Source organism: Bacteroides sp. D2 (assembly GCF_025147085.1).
Lineage (GTDB): Bacteria > Bacteroidota > Bacteroidia > Bacteroidales > Bacteroidaceae > Bacteroides.
In genome coordinates this window covers 5,910,944-5,936,005 of record NZ_CP102261.1, presented here as the reverse complement: position 1 = coordinate 5,936,005, position 25,062 = coordinate 5,910,944, and the positions used below count along the sequence as shown (strand labels likewise).

The 25,062-nt window shown below is 34.3% G+C and carries 22 protein-coding genes and 1 pseudogene; all 23 read left to right on the top strand.

The features are described from left to right. Window positions 1-244: 244 nt before the first annotated feature. The 23 genes and pseudogenes from NQ505_RS22430 (at window position 245) to NQ505_RS22320 (ending at window position 25,000) form a co-directional block, all read left to right on the top strand. Window positions 245-1,189: a tyrosine-type recombinase/integrase gene (locus NQ505_RS22430; RefSeq protein ID WP_009000043.1), complete on the top strand. Its 945-nt coding sequence runs from the start codon at window positions 245-247 to the stop codon at window positions 1,187-1,189. Between the two features lie 357 nt (window positions 1,190-1,546). After that, a complete protein-coding gene (locus tag NQ505_RS22425) occupies window positions 1,547-2,143 on the top strand; it encodes a UpxY family transcription antiterminator (RefSeq protein ID WP_004325374.1) in 597 nt (198 codons plus the stop codon). Next, window positions 2,121-4,535: an SLBB domain-containing protein gene (locus NQ505_RS22420; protein ID WP_032853703.1), complete on the top strand. Its 2,415-nt coding sequence runs from the start codon at window positions 2,121-2,123 to the stop codon at window positions 4,533-4,535. The genes NQ505_RS22425 and NQ505_RS22420 overlap by 23 nt, the downstream gene beginning before the upstream one ends. A gap of 14 nt (window positions 4,536-4,549) precedes the next feature. Next, on the top strand, window positions 4,550-5,674 hold the full coding sequence (locus NQ505_RS22415) for a Wzz/FepE/Etk N-terminal domain-containing protein (RefSeq protein WP_009000047.1): 1,125 nt from the start codon (window positions 4,550-4,552) through the stop codon (window positions 5,672-5,674). A gap of 16 nt (window positions 5,675-5,690) precedes the next feature. Beyond that, window positions 5,691-7,097 (top strand): undecaprenyl-phosphate glucose phosphotransferase, encoded by a 1,407-nt coding sequence (locus tag NQ505_RS22410; protein WP_259826282.1) that lies wholly within the window; start codon window positions 5,691-5,693, stop codon window positions 7,095-7,097. 221 nt (window positions 7,098-7,318) lie between these two features. Then, complete coding sequence (locus tag NQ505_RS22405) at window positions 7,319-8,527, top strand: polysaccharide biosynthesis protein (protein ID WP_009000048.1); 1,209 nt, start codon at window positions 7,319-7,321, stop codon at window positions 8,525-8,527. Between the two features lie 8 nt (window positions 8,528-8,535). Next, window positions 8,536-9,684, top strand: coding sequence for a LegC family aminotransferase (locus NQ505_RS22400; protein ID WP_009000049.1), 1,149 nt, complete (start codon window positions 8,536-8,538; stop codon window positions 9,682-9,684). 7 nt (window positions 9,685-9,691) lie between these two features. Then, window positions 9,692-10,320: pseudogene (locus NQ505_RS22395) on the top strand (acetyltransferase). 17 nt (window positions 10,321-10,337) lie between these two features. Further along, window positions 10,338-11,396, top strand: a complete 1,059-nt coding sequence (locus NQ505_RS22390; protein WP_009000051.1) for a nucleotidyltransferase family protein — start codon at window positions 10,338-10,340, stop codon at window positions 11,394-11,396. A 7-nt stretch (window positions 11,397-11,403) separates the two neighbouring features. Further along, complete coding sequence (gene rfbF / locus NQ505_RS22385; protein WP_009000052.1) at window positions 11,404-12,180, top strand: glucose-1-phosphate cytidylyltransferase; 777 nt, start codon at window positions 11,404-11,406, stop codon at window positions 12,178-12,180. A 3-nt stretch (window positions 12,181-12,183) separates the two neighbouring features. Further along, window positions 12,184-12,585 carry a WxcM-like domain-containing protein gene (locus tag NQ505_RS22380; RefSeq protein ID WP_009000053.1) on the top strand — a complete coding sequence of 134 codons (402 nt, stop codon included), beginning with the start codon at window positions 12,184-12,186 and terminating at the stop codon, window positions 12,583-12,585. Next, window positions 12,582-13,655 (top strand): CDP-glucose 4,6-dehydratase, encoded by a 1,074-nt coding sequence (gene rfbG / locus NQ505_RS22375; protein ID WP_009000054.1) that lies wholly within the window; start codon window positions 12,582-12,584, stop codon window positions 13,653-13,655. The genes NQ505_RS22380 and rfbG overlap by 4 nt, the downstream gene beginning before the upstream one ends. 2 nt (window positions 13,656-13,657) lie before the next feature. Further along, complete coding sequence (locus NQ505_RS22370) at window positions 13,658-14,578, top strand: NAD-dependent epimerase/dehydratase family protein (protein ID WP_009000055.1); 921 nt, start codon at window positions 13,658-13,660, stop codon at window positions 14,576-14,578. Between the two features lie 6 nt (window positions 14,579-14,584). Beyond that, window positions 14,585-16,108 carry a lipopolysaccharide biosynthesis protein gene (locus NQ505_RS22365; protein ID WP_009000056.1) on the top strand — a complete coding sequence of 508 codons (1,524 nt, stop codon included), beginning with the start codon at window positions 14,585-14,587 and terminating at the stop codon, window positions 16,106-16,108. 2 nt (window positions 16,109-16,110) lie between these two features. After that, window positions 16,111-17,070: a hypothetical protein gene (locus NQ505_RS22360; RefSeq protein WP_009000057.1), complete on the top strand. Its 960-nt coding sequence runs from the start codon at window positions 16,111-16,113 to the stop codon at window positions 17,068-17,070. 145 nt (window positions 17,071-17,215) lie between these two features. Continuing rightward, window positions 17,216-18,538, top strand: a complete 1,323-nt coding sequence (locus NQ505_RS22355; RefSeq protein WP_009000058.1) for a glycosyltransferase family 4 protein — start codon at window positions 17,216-17,218, stop codon at window positions 18,536-18,538. Between the two features lie 45 nt (window positions 18,539-18,583). Then, a complete protein-coding gene (locus tag NQ505_RS22350; protein ID WP_157179088.1) occupies window positions 18,584-19,525 on the top strand; it encodes a DUF6492 family protein in 942 nt (313 codons plus the stop codon). Window positions 19,526-19,586: 61 nt separating this feature from the next. Next, entirely contained in the window at window positions 19,587-20,357 is a 771-nt protein-coding gene (locus NQ505_RS22345; RefSeq protein ID WP_009000060.1) for a glycosyltransferase family 2 protein, read from the top strand. A gap of 114 nt (window positions 20,358-20,471) precedes the next feature. After that, window positions 20,472-21,317, top strand: coding sequence for a glycosyltransferase (locus NQ505_RS22340; protein ID WP_009000061.1), 846 nt, complete (start codon window positions 20,472-20,474; stop codon window positions 21,315-21,317). Then, the gene (locus NQ505_RS22335) at window positions 21,298-22,467 is read left to right on the top strand and encodes a hypothetical protein (RefSeq protein WP_032853704.1); all 1,170 of its coding nucleotides are present in this window, start codon (window positions 21,298-21,300) and stop codon (window positions 22,465-22,467) included. Before NQ505_RS22340 ends, NQ505_RS22335 begins: the two co-directional genes overlap by 20 nt. A 159-nt stretch (window positions 22,468-22,626) precedes the next feature. Next, window positions 22,627-23,337, top strand: a complete 711-nt coding sequence (locus NQ505_RS22330; protein WP_009000063.1) for a glycosyltransferase — start codon at window positions 22,627-22,629, stop codon at window positions 23,335-23,337. Between the two features lie 196 nt (window positions 23,338-23,533). Beyond that, a complete protein-coding gene (locus NQ505_RS22325; protein WP_009000064.1) occupies window positions 23,534-24,343 on the top strand; it encodes a glycosyltransferase in 810 nt (269 codons plus the stop codon). Window positions 24,344-24,766: 423 nt separating this feature from the next. After that, the gene (locus tag NQ505_RS22320) at window positions 24,767-25,000 is read left to right on the top strand and encodes a DUF4248 domain-containing protein (protein WP_004296628.1); all 234 of its coding nucleotides are present in this window, start codon (window positions 24,767-24,769) and stop codon (window positions 24,998-25,000) included. Window positions 25,001-25,062 lie beyond the last annotated feature (62 nt).

The window sequence follows — 25,062 nt, the reverse complement described above, 5'->3', positions numbered from 1 at the left end:
ACTTCACTTGTTAAGCTCAGGTTGTAGGTTTTAATGATATATGGTTTGATTTCTCTTTTTTTCCTCTTTTATAAGTTAAATGCACGGTTATTGAAAATACTGCATGGCTTCACTTATTTTTTTTAGAAATAATTCGAAATTCTATCTAAAACAGTAAGTAAATTTAAAATTGTGGTTCATTTTATCTATAATCTTACTATATTCCGCACGTTTTTAATAACACGTATGAGATAAGTTATAATTTATGGAAAAAAATCGATTTACTATTTGTGCAAACAATTACATCGATTGTTTGCGACAAGAGGGTCGTTATTCTACGGCCCATGTGTATAAACACGCTATTCGTTCTTTTTCGCAGTTTTGTGGAACTCAATCCATCACGTTTAGTAAGATAAACCGTGAAACTCTAAAGAGGTATAGCAACTATCTGATGGCTTCCCGTTTGAAGCCCAATACGATTTCTACGTATATGCGTATGTTGCGTAGTATCTACAATCGTGGTGTCGATATGCATCAGGCTCCTTATGTACATGGTTTGTTCCGGGATGTTTTTACCGGGGTGGACACACGTCAGAAGAAAGCTATCCCGATCGGCGAACTTCACATGCTATTAAACAAAGATCCTCAATCGGAAAAGCTTCGTCGGACGCAGGCCATTGCCAATCTGTTATTTCAGTTTTGTGGAATGCCTTTTTCTGATTTAGCCCATTTGGAAAAGTCTAATCTGGAGCGGGGGCTTTTGAAGTACAATCGTACCAAGACCGGTACTCCTATGAGTATAGAAGTGCTGGAGTCAGCGCAGAATGCAATTGGGGGATTGTATAATAAATCTGACGCCCGGAGTTCCGGCTATCCAGATTATCTTTTCTGGATATTAAGCGGAGCGTACAAGCGGAATGAAGAAGGAGCCTATCGTGAGTATCAGTCAGCTTTGAGACGTTTTAATAATGAGTTGAAAAGCCTGTCCAGAAAATTAAGGCTACATTCGCCCGTCACGTCGTATACGCTTCGTCATTCTTGGGCTACGACTGCTAAGTACAGAGGTGTACCTATCGAAATGATTAGCGAATCACTAGGACACAAATCTATTAAAACAACACAGATATATTTAAAGGGTTTTGAATTGGAAGAAAGAACAAAAGTAAATAAATTGAATTATTCTTACGTTTGTAATTTTAAAATGCTCTGATTTATATTATTAAAGCATTATGGATTAGGGACTTAATGCTGGTGTTACTTCTTAGGTAACGGAATTATATTCGCTACAAAGATAGGTAAAAATATTAATAGCAAACAAACAATAAACTTCTTTTTTTCCTTTTTCTCTAAAATATGCAACATGAATCTATCTGAACATGAAGGATAACATCTTCATGCTCAAAGGCTTTTTATTACCTAAATTCAAGAATGTTTTATATTGAATGTTAGGTGCCCGCTTTTATATTCCCTCATAATCGATTTTTTTCCTTTTTTCACAGCGATGTGTATTCTATATGTGTGTTGTCCGTTACCTAAGAAGTAACGGATGAACATGGGGTAAAAAAATATGATTTTAACGAAACCGAAATCAGTAAATGCCGGGCCTAGTAGTGGGACAGGGGAAGGCGTAGCACACTCAAAACGCTGGTATGTAGCACTCGTTCGAATGCACCACGAGAAGAAAGTTGCCGAGCGTTTATCTAAGATGGGAATTGATTCTTTTGTTCCCGTTCAGCAGCAAATTCATCAATGGAGTGACCGTCGTAAGATGGTTGATACGGTCTTACTCCCAATGATGGTTTTTGTACATGTCAATCCAAAAGAACGTATGGAAGTCCTTTCATTTTCTACGGTCAGCCGTTATATGGTGATGCGTGGAGAGAGCACTCCTGCCGTTATTCCTGACGAGCAGATGGCACGTTTCCGTTTCATGCTCGATTATTCCGAAGAAGCAGTCTGTATGAATGATACTCCACTAGCGCGTGGTGAGAAAGTTCGTGTCATAAAAGGTCCTTTGAGTGGACTTGTTGGCGAACTTGTGACTGTAGGCGGGAAGAGTAAGATTGCCGTTCGTTTAAATATGCTTGGCTGTGCTTGTGTAGATATGCCAATCGGTTATGTAGAACCCACAAAGATCACCAATGACAACACGAAGAAAATTTAACGTATTTCTATTCATTCTGTTGTTGGGAGTTTTTTCTCCTTTAATGGCTCAAAGCATGAGCGACTCCCAAGTTCTTGAATATGTAAAGGATGGCATCCGCCAAGGTAAAGAACAAAAACAACTAGCTTCTGAACTGGCACGTAGAGGTGTGACCAAAGAACAGGCAACTCGTGTGAAGCAACTGTATGAACAACAAAACAATGTTAATGCTTCCAATGCAACGGGTACCGATGTCAATGAATCACGCCTTCGTGAGGAAATGAAAGAAAACACTTCCGATATGCTGGAAGACCACCCGAGCACTCAAGACCTCGCACGTGGCAATCAGGTTTTCGGACGAAATATTTTCAACACCCGTAACCTGACTTTTGAACCCAGCGTCAACATCGCCACTCCCTTGAACTATCGTCTGGGTCCCGGTGATGAAGTGATTATCGATATCTGGGGAGCCAGCCAGAACACTATCCGCCAACAGATTTCTCCTGACGGCACGATCAATATTCAAAAAATAGGTCCTGTCAACCTGAACGGATTGACCATTGCTGAAGCCAATGACTATCTCAAAAAGACATTAAACAAGATATATAATGGTCTTAATAATGCGAATGATCCCACTTCGGACATCCGTCTGACTTTGGGCAGCATACGTACTATCCAGATCAATGTAATGGGTGAGGTTGTCCAACCAGGTACTTACTCCCTCTCTTCTTTTGCCACAGTCTTTCATGCACTTTACCGTGCAGGTGGAGTCAGTGACATAGGAAGCCTTCGCAATGTGCAGCTGGTACGTAACGGCAAAAATATCGCCACGATCGACGTCTACCAATTTATCATGAAAGGAAACATTCAGGATGATATCCGTCTTCAGGAAGGCGATGTAGTAATAGTTCCTGCCTATGACGTATTGGTTAAGATCGACGGAAAAGTGAAACGCCCAATGCGTTTCGAAATGAAAAAGGATGAGAGTCTATCCACTCTTATCAGCTATGCCGGTGGCTTTGAAGCCGACGCCTACACCCGTTCCTTGCGTGTCGTACGTCAGAACGGACAGGAATATGAAGTAAACACAGTCAAAGACCTTGACTATAGTGTCTATAAAATGCGAAACGGTGATGTTGTGACCGCTGAAGCCATCCTTAACCGCTTCATCAACAAACTTGAAATTCGCGGAGCCGTTTATCGTCCCGGCATCTACCAGTTGAATGGAAAACTGAATACTGTCCGTGAACTGGTAAACGAAGCTCAAGGTCTGACCGGTGATGCCTTCTTAAACCGTGCCGTTCTCTACCGCCAGCGTGAAGATCTGACTACCGAAGTTGTTCCAGTAGACATTAAAGCCATCATGGACGGTACTTCCCAAAACATCATCCTGATGAAAAACGACATCCTTTATATTCCGAGTATTCATGACCTGGAAGACAGAGGCAACGTCGTAATCCACGGTGAAGTAGCCAAACCGGATTCTTATCCTTATGCGGATAACATGACCCTTGAAGACTTGATTATTCAGGCAGGTGGATTACGTGAAGCCGCTTCTGTAGTTCGTGTAGATGTATCCCGTAGAATTAAGAATCCTCGTAGTACAGTGGATAATGATACTATCGGCCAGATATATACATTCTCCCTAAAAGAAGGTTTTATTGTAGATGGAACTCCCGGCTTTGTCCTTCAACCTTACGATGAAGTTTATGTACGTCGTAGTCCGGGTTATCAGGCTCAACAGAATGTAGTTGTTGAAGGTGAAATTCTGTTCGGAGGCTCTTATGCTATGACCAGTCGTGAAGAACGTCTTTCGGACTTAATCAATAAAGCGGGAGGTGCAACGAATTATGCTTATTTACGTGGTGCCAAATTGACTCGTGTGGCCAATGCAAGTGAAAAGAAACGCATGGGTGATGTGATCCGCTTGATGAGTCGACAGTTGGGTGAAGCTATGATGGACTCTTTGGGTGTTCGTGTAGAGGACCATTTTACAGTCGGTATTGATTTGGAGAAAGCATTGGCTAACCCTGGAAGTACAGCAGATATTGTCTTGCGTGAGGGTGATGTGATTTCCATTCCGAAAAATAATAATACGGTTACAATTAATGGTGCTGTAATGGTTCCGAATACAGTTTCTTATATAAAGGGTGAAGATATGGATTATTACTTGAATCAGGCCGGTGGCTATTCTGAAAATGCAAAGAAGAGTAAGAAATTCATCGTTTATATGAATGGTCAGGTAACTAAGGTGAAAGGTAGTGGTAAGAAGCAGATCGAACCGGGATGTGAGATAATTGTGCCTAGTAAAGCCAAGAAAAAGACTAATATGGGTAATATTTTAGGTTATGCTACTACATTTAGTACTTTGGGAATGATGGTTGCTTCTATTGCTAACTTAATAAAGAAATAATATATTATATTCTTATGACGGACCAACGAATAGATAATAAATTGTCTTTTGAATCTAATAAATCCAAAGATGAGATAATAGAGATTGATTTGAAGGAGATTGTTCGTAAGATTATAAGTTTTCGTAGGACAATATATAAAGCAGTAGGAATAGGGGGGATTATTGGCCTTATTATAGCATTTAGTGTTCCCAAACAGTATACAGTTAGAGTAACTCTTTCTCCAGAGATGGGAAGTAGTAAAGGTGCTGGTTTATCAGGCTTAGCTGCTTCTTTTTTAGGAAATGGAGTTACTGCAAGTGATGGAACTGATGCTTTAAATGCTTCTTTGTCTGCTGATATTGTCTCTTCTACTCCTTTTTTATTAGAGCTTTCTACAATGAAAATACCTACGTTGAAAGACGAACCTATGACTTTAAACACCTATTTGGATGAGGAATCTTCTCCTTGGTGGAATTATGTAATCGGATTCCCTGGTATGATAATTGGTGGAGTAAAGTCGTTATTTATTGAGGAAAATAAATCATTTGCTTTTAATAAATTAAATCGAGGTACAATTGAACTATCTAATAAAGAGTTTCAAAAAATAGAAGCCTTGAAAAATATGATTACTGCTTCTGTAGATAAGAAGACATCCATAACTTCTGTTACTGTAACGTTGCAAAATCCTAAGGTAGCTGCAATAGTTGCCGATTCTGTTGTGAAGAAATTACAGGAATATATCATAGGTTACCGTACTTTTAAGGCAAAAGAGGATTGTGCATATTTGGAAAAACTATTCAAAGAGCGACAGCAGGAGTATTATGCTGCACAAAAAACATATGCTAACTATATAGATTCTCACGATGATATCATTTTGCAAAGTGTACGTGCAGAACAAGAACGATTGCAAAACGATATGACCCTTGCTTATCAGGTTTATAGTCAAGTTGCAAATCAACTTCAGGTTGCCAGAGCTAAAGTCCAGGAGGAGAAGCCCGTATTTGCTATTGTAGAGCCAGCAGTGGTACCGTTGAAATCTTCAGGGACTAGTAAAAAGGTATATGTATTGGTGTTTATGTTCCTATCTGTTTGTATTGTCCTTTTAGGGAAGTTGTTTGGAGAATTTTTTTTGAATAAGTTTAAAGAAATACGAGCTTAATATCAATTGTTGAGATATGGCATCAACTAATCAGATAAATAAAGTAGTAGAGCTTATTGCGGTTTTGGGAGATTTGATTATCTTGAATTTCAGTCTGTTTTTTCTTTTTCTCTTTTGGGAGAAGACATTCAGATATTCGCCTTTTTCTTGTACAGTTTCTTTGATGATGACTTCACTTAGTCTTTGTTATTTGGCATGTTCTGCATCTCGTGGGAAAGCTTGGGATAGCAGGGAAATTCGTGCTGATCAGCTTGTACTACGTGTACTGAAGAATATTGTAACATTTTCAGTATTCTGGGCATGTATCATGGCATTTAGTGGAATCTCGATCATTTCTCCTCTTTTTTTTGTTATTTATTTTTTTATACTTTTTGTCGTTCTGAGTATTTATCGTATCATTATTCGTCATTCACTGATTAGTTATTGTACCAAAGGTAAACACAAGCGTTATGCCGTTTTTATTGGTGGAGGTAATAATATGCAAATGCTTTATGAAGAAATGGAGAGTTCTTTGGCATCTATTTATGAGGTTGTAGGCTATTTTGATATTGGACCTAATGATGCTCTTTCATCTCAATGTTCTTATTTAGGTAACCCTGATAGTTTTATAGATTTTATGTCCGAAAAAAAAGCAATAAAGCATGTGTTCTGTTCATTATCAATGGATCAGGGGCGTTATAATGTTTCTGTTATGAATTATTGTGAGAATCATTTGCTTTATTTCCATGGTGTTCCTAATGTTTGTAAAGGTTTCCCTCGCCGTATCTGGCATAGTATGGTAGGTAATATGCCAATTCTGAATTTGAGATATGAGCCACTTAGTAAAATGGAGAATCGTTTATTAAAACGGATATTTGATATTGTATTATCAGGGATTTTTTTAGTTACAATTTTCCCACTTGTTTATCTGATTGTAGGAATCGTCATAAAAATGACTTCTCCTGGTCCTGTATTATTTAAACAAATGCGGACTGGTTTGAATGGGGTAGATTTCAAGTGTTATAAATTCCGGTCCATGAGGGTGAATGAGGAAGCAGATAGCAAGCAGGCAACTGTAAATGATCCGCGAAAAACACGATTTGGAGACTTTCTTAGACGTTCTAATATTGATGAACTTCCACAACTTATTAATGTTTTTAAAGGTGATATGTCGATAGTAGGGCCTCGTCCTCATATGTTAGTCCATACGGAAACCTATGCACAGCTGATTGATAAGTATATGGTGCGTCATTTTATTAAGCCTGGTGTGACAGGTTGGGCACAAACGCATGGCTTTCGTGGTGAAACAAAAGAACTATCACAGATGGAAGGTCGTGTGAAGGCTGATATTTGGTATATGGAGCATTGGACAATATTTCTAGATTTATATATAATTTATAAGACTATAGTAAATGTGGCCTTAGGAGAAAAGAATGCATACTAGAGAGGAAATGAAAAATTTTATGGTAAATGTTGGATTTATTGATACAATTTATAGTTTGCTGTTTTGAAGATAATGTTTAACGTAGACAAATATATATTGAATATTATCGATGGAAAATTAACATTTCTTTGTTGTCAAAAAAGTCTTTTGTTGAGGATATGAGATTTATCAATCCAGGACATAAAGTGATTGGTTGTCTACAAAAAATAAAATTGTAATATATGTTTGATTTGAAAAAATTTATTGCAGATCATGTTGTTTGCCGTTCGACAAGCATATTTGCTGTAGATATTGAAGCTAATAAAAGAGTACTTCAAACAGAGATCGAAGATAAGAGTGTTTGTGTAATTGGCGGAGCTGGTTCTATTGGTTCTTCTTTTATTAGGGCTATGCTACCTTTTAAACCGTCTAAATTAATAGTGATTGATCTGAATGAAAATGGACTAGTGGAATTGACGCGTGATTTACGTTCAACATATGGAATGTATATTCCCACTGAATATCGGACATATACACTGAACTTTGACGATCCTATTTTTGAACGAATATTTTGTCATGAAAAAGGCTTTGATATTGTAGCTAATTTCTCTGCTCATAAGCATGTTCGTAGTGAAAAGGATAAGTATTCAGTACAAGCACTTATTGAGAATAATGATATTAAAGCTAAAAGATTTTTGGATTTATTGACAATTTATCCCCCAAAGCATTTTTTTTGTGTTTCTACTGACAAAGCTGCTAATCCGGTTAATATAATGGGAGCTAGCAAACGTATTATGGAAGATATGATTATGGCGTATACTTCTAAATTTAAAGTGACAACAGCTCGTTTTGCAAATGTAGCTTTCTCTAATGGATCTTTACCAGATGGATGGTTACAGCGTGTCACGAAGAAACAACCTTTAGCTGCACCTACCGATGTGAAACGTTACTTTGTTTCTCCAGAAGAGAGTGGGCAAATATGTATGTTAGCCTGTATATTGGGTAAGAATGGTGAAATCTTTTTCCCTAAATTGGGAGAAAAACAGATGTTGACTTTCTCTTCAATTTGTGATGAATATATAAAGGCAATCGGGTATGATAAGAAAGATTTTGTAACAGATGAAGAAGCAAAGCAATTTGCATCTAAAATGGAATTTAATGATAAAGAGTATCCTGTTGTTTTTTTCAAAAGTGATACCACAGGTGAAAAAACATATGAAGAATTTTATGTGCCAGGAGAAAAAATCAATATGGATCGTTTTGCTAGCTTAGGGGTAATTGAAGAAGTTGAAAAAAGGCCAATGTCTGAAATTGAAACTTTTTTTGATGAGATGAAGACCATTTTTGCTGATCCTGATTTTACAAAGGAGGAAGTGGTAAAAGCTATAAAACGTTTCATCCCCAATTTTGAGCATGAAGAAAAAGGTAAGAATTTGGACCAAAAAATGTAATTGAAGTTATGGTAAACCTTGCTAAAGTAGTAGATTTTATTCATGAGCTTTATGGTACAAAAGACTTTGTTCCTTTGAGTGTACCGAAATTTGTTGGTAATGAAAAGAAATATTTGGAAGACTGTATAGATACTACATTTGTTTCAAGTGTTGGAAAATTTGTTGACCGTTTTGAAGAAGAAATGGCAGAATATGCCGGGGCAAAGAAAGCTGTGGTTTGCGTTAGTGGAACAAATGCTCTCCATATATCTTTGATGCTTTGTGGAGTTGAACGTGATGATGAGGTTTTAACACAGGCTTTGACATTTGTTGCTACTTGTAATGCTCTAAGCTATATAGGGGCATATCCTGTTTTTATAGATGTAGATAAGTCAACAATGGGGTTATCTCCTGATTCTATGAAGGAATGGCTAAGGAAAAATTCCGTGATTAGAAATGGTGAATGCTATAATAAGAATACAGGCCGTAGAGTGAAAGCATGCGTTCCTATGCATACTTTTGGGCATCCTGTTCGTATAGAAGAATTGGTGCAAGTCTGTGCTGAATATCATCTAGAGTTAGTGGAAGATGCTGCAGAAAGTATAGGAAGTAAGTATAAAGGTCAACATACAGGAACATTTGGAAAAGTAGGCGCTATTAGTTTTAATGGGAATAAAACTATCACAACAGGAGGTGGAGGAATGATACTTTTCCAAGATGAAGAATTGGGTAAATTGGCAAAACATATTACCACTCAAGCAAAGGTTCCTCACCGTTGGAAGTTTGTTCATGATCAAATTGGATACAACTATCGTATGCCAAATATTAATGCAGCTATTGGATGTGCACAATTGGAATGTTTGGATGAGTTTATAAAAAGTAAGCGTAAGATTGCTAAAGAATATGCTGATTTTTTTAAAAAAGTAGATGGTATCGATTTTTTTGAAGAACCGGAAGGCTGTTTTTCAAATTATTGGTTGAATGTGGTTATTCTAAAAGACAAATCTGCCCAGTTAGAATTTTTGGAATATACAAACGATAATGGAGTAATGACCCGTCCAATTTGGGAATTAATGACTCGACTTCCAATGTTTAAGAACTGTGAAAATGACGGTTTGAGAAACACTATTTGGTTTGCAGATAGAGTTGTTAATATACCTAGTAGTGTTAGATTGTAACAGAATAATGGAGCGCTCTTTGATTTTAGTGGGAGGTGTGGTCATTGTAAATCTGTGATAGAAGCTGCTGAAAGTGCAGGTTATACTATTAAAGGTATATTGGATATTTCTTCTCGTGTAGGAGAGAAAGTTCTTGATTATACTATTATAGGTACAGATGATGATATTTTCTTATATACAGAAGATTGTGATTTTATAGTAACTTTAGGATTTATAAAAGACGCTTCTCTTCGTATTCACCTTCATGATAAGATAGAAAAAGCAGGAGGACATTTAGCTACTGTTATAGCTTCCACTGCTCATATTTCAAGATATGCAAAATTAGGTGAAGGTACCGTGGTATTACATCAGGCTTGTATTAATGCTGGAGCTAGAGTTGGAAAAGGGTGCATTATCAATACATTTGCCAATATTGAACACGATACTGTGATTGGTGATTATTGTCATATTTCCACAGGGGTAATGGTGAATGGAGATTGTAAAGTCGGTAAAAATTCATTTATTGGCAGCCATTCAGTACTGATCAATGGTATTGCAATATGTGATAAAGTAATTATTAGTGCTGATAGCTTTATACGAAAAAATATCTTGAAGGCAGGTGTTTATATTAATAATTCAACAATGAGTATACTTTAATTTATTATGATTATTAGATGAAAAAGTATTCAAAAAAAATAGAGCAACGAGTTATCGATATAAATAAAAGCATAATAGATAGCTTGCTACTAATGGAACGCATATCGACAAAATTACTTTTAGTTTTTAAAGAAAATAGTTTTAAAGGTGTTGTAAGTATTGGAGACATACAGAGGGCTGTTATAAAAAATATTCCAATGAATTCATCTATTGAAGTAGTAATGCGTAATAAATTCACATATGCAAGCATTAGTGATGAAAAAATAGATATTAAAAATAAGATGATCGAGCAGCGTATAGAATGTATGCCTGTCCTGGATGAGAATGGAGAATTGGTAGATGTTATTTTGTGGGAAGAATTGTTTCAAACTCGTGCTTTTAAATCTGTAAATATCAACTTGCCTGTTGTAATTATGGCGGGAGGGAAGGGGACAAGATTGAAGCCTTTGACTAATATTTATCCAAAACCTTTAATTCCAATTGGTGAGAAAACAATTGTGGAAAGCATTATGGATCATTTTGTTTCGTATGGATGTCATAAGTTTTACTTTTCTGTAAATTATAAAGCTGATGTTATAAAGAACTACTTTGATTTTTTAGCTAATCCAGATTATGAATTGATTTATTTTCAAGAAGATAAACCAATGGGGACTGCTGGTAGTCTTAGGTTATTAAAAGATCAAATAAGTTCGACTTTTTTTGTTTCTAATTGTGATATTATGATAGATGAAGATTATGCTTCAATTCTTGATTATCATCGTCAGAATAAGAATGAGTTAACTGTTGTTGCTGCTTTAAAGACATATTCTATTCCTTATGGTACTATTGTAACTGGAGAGAATGGACTATTACAGACAATCGAAGAAAAACCTAATTTGACTTTCAAAATAAACACTGGACTTTATATTTTAGAGCCAAGCCTTTTAAATGATATTCCAGATGACTTCTTTCATATAACGCATTTAATTAAGAAGCTTAAGAATGAAGATAGGCGTGTAGGTGTATATCCTGTTAGCCAAAAAGATTGGATGGATATGGGGGATTGGAAGGAGTATTTAAAAATGATAAATCAATAGTACCTATATGAAAGTTGTTCTTCTAGCTGGAGGGTTTGGCACACGTATTTCAGAGGAGTCGCAGTTTAAACCCAAGCCTATGATTGAGATTGGTGGTAGACCAATCTTATGGCACATAATGAAAGAATATGCCTATTATGGATTTACTGAGTTTATAATTTGTGCAGGTTATCGTCAGCAATATATAAAGGAATGGTTTGCTAACTATTTTTTACATAATAGTGATGTTACCTTTGATTATACTGAAGGAAAAAAAATAATGACTATTCATGAGAGCCATTGTGAACCATGGAAAGTAACAGTGGTTGATACAGGTCTTAGCACTATGACAGGAGGGCGTATCAAAAGAATTCAAAAATATATAGGCAATGAATCTTTTTTTATGACTTATGGAGATGCTGTTTGCGATGTGGATATTCATAAATTATTGGAGTTTCATAAGGGGCATGGAAAGATAGCGAGTCTAACAGCAGTTGTACTGAGACAGGAGAAGGGAGTGCTTGATATTGGTGGTGATAATGCAGTGAAGTCTTTTCGTGAGAAAGAAATTTCTGATGGAGCTTCTATCAATGCTGGATATATGGTTCTTAATCCAGAGATTTTTGACTATATCGAAAATGATTCTACAGTATTTGAGCGTGATCCTCTTGTTAAACTAGCAGAAAAGGGGGAATTAATGTCGTATCGTCACAAAGGATTTTGGCAGTGTATGGACAACAAACGTGAGATGGAAATGCTTGAGAAGCTTCTTGATTTAGAGAGGGCTCCTTGGAAAAAGTGGTAATATATGATGTTGAAAGATAGAATAAAAATTATTCCTCGTCGTCTTATTAAAGATGAAAGGGGTTGGTTCTTCAAGGCAATTACTGGAACAGAAGAGAATATACCTTCTCATACAGGAGAAGTTTATTTAACTATGGGTACAAAGGGGCAGGCAAAAGGAGGGCATTATCATCCAAGAGCTGTAGAATGGTTTACAGTTATTGAGGGTAAGGCTAAACTGAAGCTTGAAGATATAGAGACACATGAAAAGATGGAAATAATGATGTCTCTTGAAGAGGCTATTTTGGTGTTTGTACCCAATAATGTAGCACATATATTTGAAAATGTAAGTAATGATAACTTTATCGTATTGGCTTACACAGATCTTTTATATAACCCTTCTGATACTATAACTTATCAATTATGATCGATATATTCAATAGTTTTTATAAAGATAAAAGAATTCTTGTAACAGGTCATACCGGTTTTAAAGGTTCATGGCTGAGTATTTGGTTGCATGAATTGGGTGCGGAGATTATTGGTATAGCTAAGGAACCACTTACAAATCGTGATAATTACGTTTTAAGTAAAATCGGTAATAAAATTTCGGCTGATATCCGTGCTGATATTCGTGATGGTGAGAAGATGAAACAAATTTTTGTAAAATACCAGCCGGATATTGTGTTTCATCTTGCAGCTCAACCCTTAGTACGGCTAAGCTATGATATTCCAGTTGAAACTTATGAAACAAATGTAATGGGTACCATCAACATAATGGAAGCTATTCGAGCAACTGATAGTGTGAAAGTAGGTGTAATGGTTACTACTGACAAATGTTATGAGAATAAGGAACAGTGTGATGGTTATAAAGAGGATGATCCGTTTGGTGGATATGATCCCTATAGTTCATCAAAAGGAGCTTGTGAGATAGCAATTTCTTCATGGCGGAGAAGTTTCTTTAATCCGGCACAGTATGATAAACATGGGAAATCGATAGCTAGTGTCCGTGCTGGTAATGTAATTGGAGGTGGTGATTGGGCTCTTGATCGAATAATTCCTGACTGCATCAAGGCACTTGAAGAAGGAACTCCAATTGACATCCGTTCTCCTAAAGCTGTGCGTCCTTGGGAACACGTACTAGAACCATTGAGCGGTTATATGCTTCTTGCACAAAAGATGTGGAATGCACCTACAGAATACTGCGAAGGTTGGAATTTTGGACCGGAAACAGATTCTGTTGCTACTGTTTGGGAAGTAGCAACAGAGATTATTAAGAATTATGGGAGAGGTGAACTTCGTGACTCTTCTAATTTGGGGGCTTTGCATGAGGCAAGTCTTCTGATGCTTGATATTAATAAGGTTAAGACTCGTCTAGGGTGGACCCCCCGAATGGACATGAACCAATGCATAAAGCTTGTAGTCGATTGGTATAAGAATTATATGCACGAAGATGTTTACGAACTATGTGTTAAGGAAATTAATACGTTTCTAAAGTAATTATGAAAATAGCAATTATTGGTTCTAATGGTATGCTGTCTGTTGCTCTTACCAAATACTTTATGGATTTGAAGAATGAGGTTGATGTTTATGGATTGGGTACCCCCATAGGATATTCATGTACAACTTTTACACATGTTGATTTAGTGAAAGTTTCGTTAGATGTAATACCTTTGATAGATTCTGATGTGATTATTTATGCAGCTGGTGCGGGTGTTCAAGCTGCACTTAATACAGATGCTGAGCTAATGTATCAACTAAATGTACAAGTGCCCATTGATATCACGCTTAATCTAAAAAAACAGAGTTATAATGGTGTTTATATATCTTTTGGTTCTTACATGGAAATAGGTGTGAATAATGAGGATGGAAAGGCTTTTACGGAAGAAGAGATTATTTGTAGCTTGTTGCCAGTAACCAATGATTATGCACTTTCTAAGCGTTTGTATAGTCGTTATATGGCAAGTTTTTGGGGAGATTTTACTTATTGGCATTTCATTTTACCTAATATGTTTTCGTATGATGATTTTAAACCAGGTACTCGCTTAATTCCATACGTTTTACAATATTTACAGGCATATAAGCAGGGACTGAATCCGGAAGAACCACGTTTTAGTGCAGGAACCCAAACGAGAGAGTTTATCCTTATGGAAGATGTGTTCAACATCATTTCTAAATCCATAAATTCAGGTTTACCATCGGGGGTATATAATATGGGAGGAGGAAAGTTTCAGTCTATTCGTGAACTTATAGAAACATTGTTTGACTTTTTTGATGTTCCTTGCAAAGATTCTTATTTTGGACAAGAAGCGCGTAGAGATGGAAATATTAGATGCTTACGTTTGAATGCCATGAAACTAAAAAACGCATTGAATATGTTACCTTCAACTACGCTTGTAGAGGCACTTCAACAAAAACAATAGTATTGCATGACTCCAGAAAACAAACGAATAACAGTTAATACGATAGCATTATATGTTAAGCTTTTCGTGTCTATAGCTGTAGGGTTGTTTTCTTCTCGAATTGTACTTAATGCACTTGGTGTTACCAACTATGGTCTCTATAATGTAGTAGGTAGTATTGTCGTAATGATTAATTCTGCAGGTATTGCTCTACAATCAGTTTCTTATAGATATTTGGCAGTAGAATTAGGAAAAAAGAATAATCAAGATGTAGCAAAGGTATTTTCTCTGAGCATAAATATTTTTATACTCATGGCTATATTTCTACTGTTTATAGGTGGTCCAAGCGGTGTTTATTACATTAATCATTATATGAATTTGGAGAATGCCGTACCTGCTGATGCTTATTTTGTTTTTTATTTTAGTCTGTTGACTGCCATTATTTCACTTATTGGTATTCCATATTCCAGCCTTATTATGGTAAAAGAAAAGTTTCTTTTTACTTCTGGAATTGAAATAGTGCGCACGTTTATTCAATTTTCCCTAATCCTTTGGATGTCATATTCCGATTATAATCATTTGCGATTATATTGTGTGATTATATTCATCAGCAATTTAATTATCTTTATTTCTAATATTCTTTATAATTTACATTTTAATAAGGATGATATCAGGTATAAGTGGGTTTCAGACAAAAAACTATATAGAGAGGTTGCAGGTTATTCTATATGGATTATTTTGGGAGCAATAGCCTGTGTGGCACAAGTACAGGTAGCATCAAATATTATAAATGTATATTTTGGTCTAGCACTTAATGCTGCATTTGGTATAGCAAATCAGGTATATAGCTACCTTATGTTGTTTGTTCGTAATTTATCTCAAGCTGCTGTTCCGCAGATAATGAAGGAAGCTGGGACTAATGCACAAAAATCCATTTCAATTGTTTATAGCATTTCTAAATATTCATTTTTGCTATTTAGTTTGATTATAGTACCGATTATTCTTAATTTACAAGGTATATTGAAAATATGGTTGGTTGAGGTACCTGAATATGTTTACGAATTTACTATTCTTATGATAGTTAATGGTATGCTTTGGTGTTTGGCGAATGGATTTGATGCTGCAATACAAGCATCAGGTAAAATTCGTAAAAATCAGATTATTTATAGTACACTCACGCTAATAGCACTTCCTATCAGTGCAATATTATTTCACTTTGGTTATCCGCCTTATCTACTTATGGTGATGAATGTATTTATGTATGTTATAATTCTCATTTGCCAGTGCTTTATTATGCGAGAAATATCTGCATTTGATTTTATGAGCTATTGGATGTTCACAATATACCCTTCTTTAAGAATAGCCATGATAGTGTTACCTTATGGTATTTTACATTATTTGTTGTTAGAGGAAAATTTGAACGTTTTGTTTGCAACGTTGATTTCATTTGCCTATACATGTTTTACGGTCTATTCTTTCGGCTTGTCAGCTGAAGAGAAAGCTTTAATCTTGTCAGTTATCAATAATAAATTTTTGAATAAACACTTGTAATTATGGTCAATACTGCGGTTTTGTTTGAAACTTTTGCTCGTCCAAAATATGCGCGGCAAGTGTTTGAGCAAATAAAAAAAGCACAACCTAAGAAATTATATTTTTATAGTAATAAAGCACGAATCGGTTATCCTGAAGAAATGAAGAATAATGAAGAAATTCGTTCATGGGTAAAAGAGATTGATTGGGATTGTGAATTATATACTTTTTTTCGTGATGAATATGTTGATGTCTATGTTTCTACCTTTGGTGCTATAGATTGGGTATTTAGAAATGAGGAAGAGGCAATAGTACTGGAAGACGACTGTGTGCCATCCCAAGCCTTTTTTATGTATTGCGAACATTTTCTTAATAAGTACAAGAATGATAAGCGCATTTGTGTTATATCTGGAGATAATTATGTTGAAGGGTTAGATTATGATGGGGCTGATCATGTCATTACTTCTAGTTTCTTTATGTTTGGATGGGCTTCATGGCGTGATCGTTGGATAAATGCAGATTTTAATATTGACGTTAAGCATATAATTGAGAATGAACATATATTTGAGAAATACTTTATAGGCGATACTAGGAAAGTAAAGTTTTGGAAGTCCTATTATAAAAATATATATGATTTTTTAAATAAGACACATTGTTGGGATTACATGTTTAGTTTGAATTGTATTCGACAAAAAACTTATGTTGTAGCTCCAATAGAACATCTTGTTCAAAATGTTGGGATTGTTGGAACACATGCTCCGGGAAAAGAGAATGCTACAAATAAATCTATTGATTTAGAAAAGAAAAATTATCAAGTTACTAATAAAATAATAAATGTAATTCCTAATAAAGTATATGACGAGTTGTCATTTAATATACTATTCAACTATCCTTTTAGCTTGAAAAGTCGGATGAAAAGATTGGTTAGACCAGTTGTAAGACCAATAAAAGGAATATTGAAATATTTTTCTTGTTATAAATAATATTGCTTAAATGGGTTTATTCTCTTTATCATTTTGGAAACATTAAAAAGTATTGTGATTGTTGGGATTCTTGTCATCTTTTTCACGACGGAAGTGACAATTTCTCAAAGATCTTATCTACAGAGTTAGGAATAAAATAAGATTCATGCAAAGAAAAAAACTAAAGGTAGCATTGATATGCCATGTTTCTAATATTACTATCAGAGAACATATTTCTTTGGATAATTGGAAACTAAAGAATATAATAAAACGACTGTTAGGGCTTCCGATAAGTAATTATCGCGATTATAGTATTTGGAATACATTGTTATTTCAACAATTTGAAGGAGTTAATGATATAGAACTGCATGCCGTTATTCCGCATCCAGGTTTAAAAGGAAAGCGTACCGATTTTGTTGTGAATAATATACATTATCACTGCTTTAGGCAAACAGGGGGAGGAAGAATTTGGGCGAAAATAATGTCTGTAGGGCATATTAAAAAAGATATATTTAAAAGATTTCGTCATAATGTCTCGATGATAAAGAAGATTGTTAATGAGATTCATCCTGATGTTATAAATATGATTGGTGCTGAGTGTCCCTTTTATACTCTTGTAGGTTTGGAGTTTGATATTAATAAAGTGCCATTTATATTAACGTTGCAGACTGCATTATCTGATCCTGATTTTTTAAAGAATTATCCTATGGAATCTCGTATTTATGAGGAGAATGTGCAGGTAGAACAAGCATTATTTAAGCATTGTCATTATATCGCTCACGATTCTTATTGGTATAGGGAGGTTGCAGCTGGATACAATCCGACTGCCCAATTTCTGCGTTATACATTTTTTATGCCGAAATATGACATTGATACTAATGTAAAAAAAGAATTTGATTTTGTATATTATGCAGCTAATATTTCCAAAGCAGGAGCTGATGCCGTAGAGGCATTTGGTTTAGCATATAAAGATAATCCTAATCTAACATTGAATATTATTGGAGATTATTCAGTATCTACTTATGTACAATTAATGGAGAGGGTTAAAGAATTGGGTATTGAAAAAAACGTTACTTTTAGTGGCTATTTACCAACACATGTTGATGCTTTGAAGCAAGTTATCAAGTCGCGTTATGGGTTAGTTCCTATTAAAATAGATTTAATATCAGGTACAATAATAGAGTGTATTATATTGGGATTACCTGTGGTTACATTTAAAACTAAAGGTACACCTCGAATTAATGATAATGGTGAGGCTGTTTTACTTTCAGATATAGGTGATTATCAGGATATGGCAAATAATATGCTTCGTTTAGTTAATGATGAAACATTAGGAAGGTCTATGGTTAAAAAAGCTCGTGAATTCTATACTAATATTTGGGAGCTTAACCAAGCTACTCATCGATTAACAGATATTTATCATAGTGTCTATGAAAACTTTCATAATGGGAGTGAGATACCAGCAAAGTTAGTTGAATCAGTATATTAATATGAAAAACTATAATATCATTGTGATAAGCATATGGGAAAAAAAATGTACGATATCATAATACCTGTTGCTACAAAGGATTGTGATTTTCTACCTCGTGTCGTTTCTTATATTAGGAAATACCTAACTGATGCTGAATTTATTTATATTATAACGAATGAGCAGAATTTTTCAAGGTTTAAAAAGTTGTTGAAATCGGATAATTTAGTGAGGCTGCTAAATGAAAATAATATAATAAATGAACTTTCGTATGATCAGATAAAACAATATTTAGCAAATAAAAAAGTTTATGAGGGGCAGGGATGGTATTTTCAGCAATTCTTAAAGATGGGGTTTGCCCAAACAGAGTATGCTAAAGAGTATTATTTGTCTTGGGATGCAGATACTTTGCCATTGTCTCATATTCAGTATTTTGATGAGCTGGGGAAGCCTAGATTTACAATGAAACGTGAGTTTCATCCAGCTTATTTTCATACATTAAAGAGATTGCTTGGTTTGGAGAAAATAGCTTCCTTTTCTTTTATCGCAGAACACATGATGTTTAACTCTACAATTATGAAAGAATTACTTAATGTAATAAATTTCAATAAAGATGTAGAAGGTGGAGATTGGGTAGAAAAATGTATTAATGCATGTGAATTTGATTTGGAACATAGAGAGAAAGGACCCTATTTTTCTGAATTTGAGACTTATGGTACTTTTGTATGGTCTAAATATCCAAATTTCTATTCTGTTCAAACTCTGAATACTTTTCGGGCAGCTGGATATATTCGTGGTCGTTATATAAATGACTATATATTGAGTCGGCTTAGTATGGATTTAGATATGGCATCTTTTGAAATATATGATCAACCTGTATTTCCTTACAATATTCCTTTCTTATGGTATAAACAGAAAATTAGAATTATTAAGTTGCGTGATATTTTTTTGGCGGGTTCTCCTCATGAAATATTGAAAATTTTGAAAAATAAGATTAAGAAGAAATAATCCAATTGTATATAAATATATAATTTTCATTTAGATCTGTAATTACTATAAAGTCTATTGTGTGGATATAGAGAGAAAGTATATCATGAAAGTTAGTGTAGTAACTGTCACATATAATGCATCGGCTACATTGGAAGAAACTATGCAGTCAGTATTTTACCAAAGCTATCCTTATATAGAGTATATCATTATTGATGGTGCTTCTGCAGATGGTACAGTGAATATTATTAGCAAGTATGCTGACAAATTGAGTTATTGGTTGAGTGAGCAAGACAAGGGTATTTACGATGCAATGAATAAAGCGCTTGAGGTAGCTACTGGTGATTTTTTAATTTTTATGGGAGCTGATGATTTGTTTTATACGAATGATGTGATTAAAAATGTTGTAAGCCAAATAACAGATCTTGATGCAGTGTATTATGGGAGTGTATTATTTAAGGGAAGGGGTACAAAGCATTGGGGACAATTTAACAAAATAAAATGGGCTGTTACTAATGTTTCACATCAGGCTATTTTTTACCCTAAGGTGGTTTACACTACTCATTCTTATGATATTCAATATAGGATATATGCGGATTATGCTTATAATCTAAATTTATTGGCGGAGAAAGTTTGTTTTATATATGTTGATGAGATCATAACACTTTATGATATGACAGGGATAAGTGCGAATGCTCATGATGAAATTTTTCAAAGAGATTTTCGTGGTCTAGTGTTTAGTTCAGTGGGGAGATTAGCGTATTATATTGGAAAATGTATTCGCAATTTGTATTTTATTAAGGAATCGCTGAAAAGCACTTATAATAAAAAGAGACTTGAAAATAAAGAATAAACAAGATTTGAGAGTGGTAGTTTTTAGTAGCGATAGTAGTCTATCCATTAATTTATAATGCGCAATATATATGTTGGATAAGAAAATAAACTTGTTAAGATATTTGTTATTTTGATGAAAATCCTTTATGTAATAGTTCTTTATAAATGTAAACTAGAAGATTCAAAATCTTATCAATCATTACTGCAGGATAGAAATGAACCTATCTTTGTATATGATAATTCTTCTATTCCCCAAGAAGTACATGGTAAGAATGTAATATATGTGCATGATCCTCAAAATCGTGGATTGGGTGTGGCATATAATACAGCAGCTCAATATGCACGATATGCACATTTTGATTGGTTGCTGCTTTTGGATCAGGATACTACATTTCCACTTGGAGCTATTGATGTATATATCAAGTCAATTATGAACTATCCAGCTATAAAGATGTTTGTTCCTATTCATCAAATTTCTGATGGTCGCTATATTTCACCTACCCGTTATATTTGTAAAGGATCTCATCCTTCTTCTATAATAAAATCAGGCATATTGGATTTTAAGGAAGCTGCTCCGATTAATAGTGGGATAATGATTAATGTAGATGCTTTTTATAAAGTAGGTTGTTATGATGAGGAAGTAATGCTAGATTTTTCAGATATACGATTTATGGAGAAATTTAGAAAGATTTATCCAAAATTTTATGCAATCGGGGAAATTGTGTGTTTACAGGACTTTTCCATTGAGGAGCAAAATTTAAGTAAATTGATGATGAGGTATAAAATATTCTTATATTGTGCTTTGGCTTGTAAACGAGAACACCTACTGGATTATTTTTCATATTTCTTTGTCACAATAAAGAGAACTGTTCATTTATTATGGCAAACACATAGTTTTTCTTTCTTGAGTGTATATGTGACTAACTATCTATTAGGTAAATCCGAAATCGGAAATTTACATGGTAATAAGAAAAAATAGAATATTAAATTTCGTATTGAATTTATTCGTGACAGTTGCCATATTTGATGCTGCGAATATTTTTACCGGAATGAAGTTAAATTTGTTTCTTTTTCTTCTTTTATGTCTATTGCTTTTATATGGCAAAAAAATAAATATTAAGTATTTAAAAATTTTATGCATAATAGAGTGTATTTCGTTGTTGTCTTTTCTTTGGGGACGCTTATATGGATTTAACCATGAAGTGAATTTCTTACAACAATATTTGACGACATTCTTTTTGTTAAGTTTGTTGTTATGGGATAAATATATTAATATTAATAAAATAATCTGGTTACCTTCCATTTTATTATCAGTGGCAACAATTATATGTTATGTTATTATTTTAAACTTTCCAGAATTGAGAATTTTACTTGAAGAGTTTGCATACTCTAAGGAACCTCCTGTTATTTATTTGTCAGAAAGGACTTTTTTGGGGCGTGAGTTTGTGTCTGTTTATTATACACCATTGATTTTTATTGTTATACCAGCTTGTGTGAATGTTTTTAAATTACTCAATCAACGTAAAAATAGATTAATGAATTTCTTTCTATCTCTACTTTTTTGTACAGCTCTTTTTTGTGGTGGAAACAGAACTTGTTTATTGTCGATAATAATGATTATTGGAGGTGCTTTATTATATCGGATTTGGTGTACACATAGATGGCTCTTTCATATAATAATTCCATTTGTGTTTTGCATATTGGCTATGCTTATGTACAATCTGATGACTGATGAAGAGTCGTCTAACGAAACTAAGTTAGATCATATGGAGACTTATTATCAGTTACTATCTAAATCTCCTCAGGTTTATATTACTGGAATGGGACCAGGAGGTATGGTATATTCCAAAGGATTTGGTAGTGAAGTTCCACTGATGGAATGGACTTATTTAGAATTACTGCGTTTCTATGGTATAGGGTGTTTGGTGATATTATTTGTTTGTTTTTACCCAATATATTTTTTGTGGAAAAAAAAGGCTGTATATCCGTTGGGAATTCCTATTTCTATAGGGGGGGCTATTTATATGTTTGCATCTGCTACTAATCCTTATTTGATTAATTCTACAGGAATGATTGTTCTAATTTACATGTATACTTATATGGAGCATGGACGATATGATAAAAATTAGTATTGTTTCTATAGCGTTTCATATAATATCTATATTGATAAAAATACAAATATTAATGTCTTAGTATTTATGAAAGTTAGCTGCTATCTTTCTACGTTGTGATAATTGCTGTCATTCATAATGTTGAAGGGTTATGTTGGACTTTAAAACTTATAAAAAATGTCTATAAGTGTATGCATTGCTACTTATAATGGTGGAGCATTTATAAAAGATCAAATATATTCTATCTTATTACAACTATCTCAGAATGATGAAATTATTATTTCAGATGATGGAAGTAGAGATTCTACTTTGAATATTCTTTTTTCTTTTAATGACTCTCGGATTAGGATTTATAAAAATGATGGAAAACATGGTGTAGTGTCTAATTTTGAAAACGCTATAAAACATGCAACGGGAGACTATATATTTCTTTGTGATCAAGATGATGTATGGATGCCAGGGAAGGTTAAAAGAGTGATGGAGGCATTTGATAATTATGATTTTGTGGTTCATAATGCTGAAATGGTTGATAGTAATTTAATATCGCAAGGTATAGATTTCTTTACTTTGAGAAAGACAAGATATGGCTACTGGCAGAATTTGTGGAAAATGCGTTATTTGGGATGTACTATGGCGTTCAAGAGTGATACATTGAAGTTTATACTTCCATTTCCGAAGAATATATTATGGCACGATATGTGGGCAGCTGCTATACTCCATTTGAAATTCCGTGGAATATTGATTGATGAGTCATTAATGTGGTATCGTCGTCACGGTAACAATGCGTCGTCATCAGGAGAAAAAAGTGGGTGGTCATGGAGCTTTAGAATTAGGTATCGATGGATTATATTTTATAACTCAATTTTTCGTATTATAAAAGCAAAATGAAATTGAATATTTTGATTGGTATCGATTTAGAATTGGTTGTAGTGGTAGAAAATAACAATCTAGCTTATTAGTGATATATCTACATTATCTTATTCTTGATCTCACTGCTTTTGTAATGAAGTGATGTTTTTATTTTTCTTTTTTTTATCCCCTAAAAATAGATTGCAGATGTTGAATTATTCTATACTTATATAAAATGATTACAGTTTCTATTGTTACTTATAAGACCGATGTGAAAGAACTCACTAAATGCCTACAATCATTAAAATCTCCTCTTGTTTTAAAAATTTACATCGTTGATAATTCAAATGAAAAGTATATTCAGGATTTTTGTTTGAATTATGCTAATGTAGAATATATAAGTAGTGAGAATGTGGGATATGGTACTGGACATAATCAAGTTTTGAGGAAAGTTTTGAGTTCAAGTTCGATCTATCATTTAGTTCTTAACTCTGATGTCTACTTCGATCCGAAGGTGTTGGAACAATTGGTTGAGTATATGAATGAGAATTTAGATGTAGCTCAAGTACAGCCTAATATTATATATCCAGATGGGAAGATGCAATATACATGTAGATTATTACCTACACCTGTCAATCTTATTTTTCGTAGGTTTTTACCAAAGAAGATGATAAGTAGAATGGATGAACGATATTTACTAAAGTTTAATGATCATACGCAGGCCATAGATATTCCTTATCATCAAGGTAGTTTTATGTTTTTCCGCACAGACTGTTTTAATAAGGTCGGATTATTTGATGAACGCTTTTTTATGTATCTTGAAGATATTGATATTACTAGAAGAATGCATAAATATTATCGGACGATGTTTTGGCCGGAAGTTACTATTGTACATGCTCATCGTGCGGCATCTTATAAGAATAAAAAAATGCTAAAGATACACATTCAGAATGCAATTAAGTATTTCAATAAATGGGGGTGGATATTTGACTGTGAGCGTAAACTATGGAATCGTAATTTATTAAAGGAGTTACATTATAAATAATTTTTTCATGATTATTTTATTTCGTGGACTTTAGAGATAAAAGACAGATTGCTGTAATCATGGACACCGCCCTAATAATTATACAATGAATTAATAAGATATGGTATAAAATAAAATGTTGAGATGTAATAAACACGTGAGTGTTTCGTATGTGAGATGAAAAAAATGTAGGTCCCTAGCTTCATGCTGTAAGGGCATGATTCTCCTACATTGTGGATTGGAAATCGTACGACGGTACATTTCTGATCTACGCCCTGACATCGGAGGTTAAAGCCGATGTGAATTTCCCACTATATCAACTGTCTGTGAAGATCGTTGATATTTTTTTTACTCTCATTATACTGGATAATAATATCAGTTTTCTTTGTTTATATGTTGAAATATTTGTAACTTTATAGCATAGAAAACGGTAATAAAGAAACGATGGAACATTCAGACTTTGTAGTGAAATGTTATAATAAACAAGAGTTAGCCCAGATGTATTTTCCAGATTTGACGATTCGTGCTTCGGTCAATAAACTCCGGAGGTGGATGCGGAGATGCAAGCCGCTGATGAATGAGATACTATCTACTGACTTTCATCCGAAGACAAAGGCATTTTCTGTGAGAGAAGTACGGCTTATTACCTATTACTTGGGAAAGCCGGGAGAACTATAAGTGATATAAACATAAAAAAGAACTACGGGAGACTGCACTTTCGCCAACTCCCGTAGTTCTTT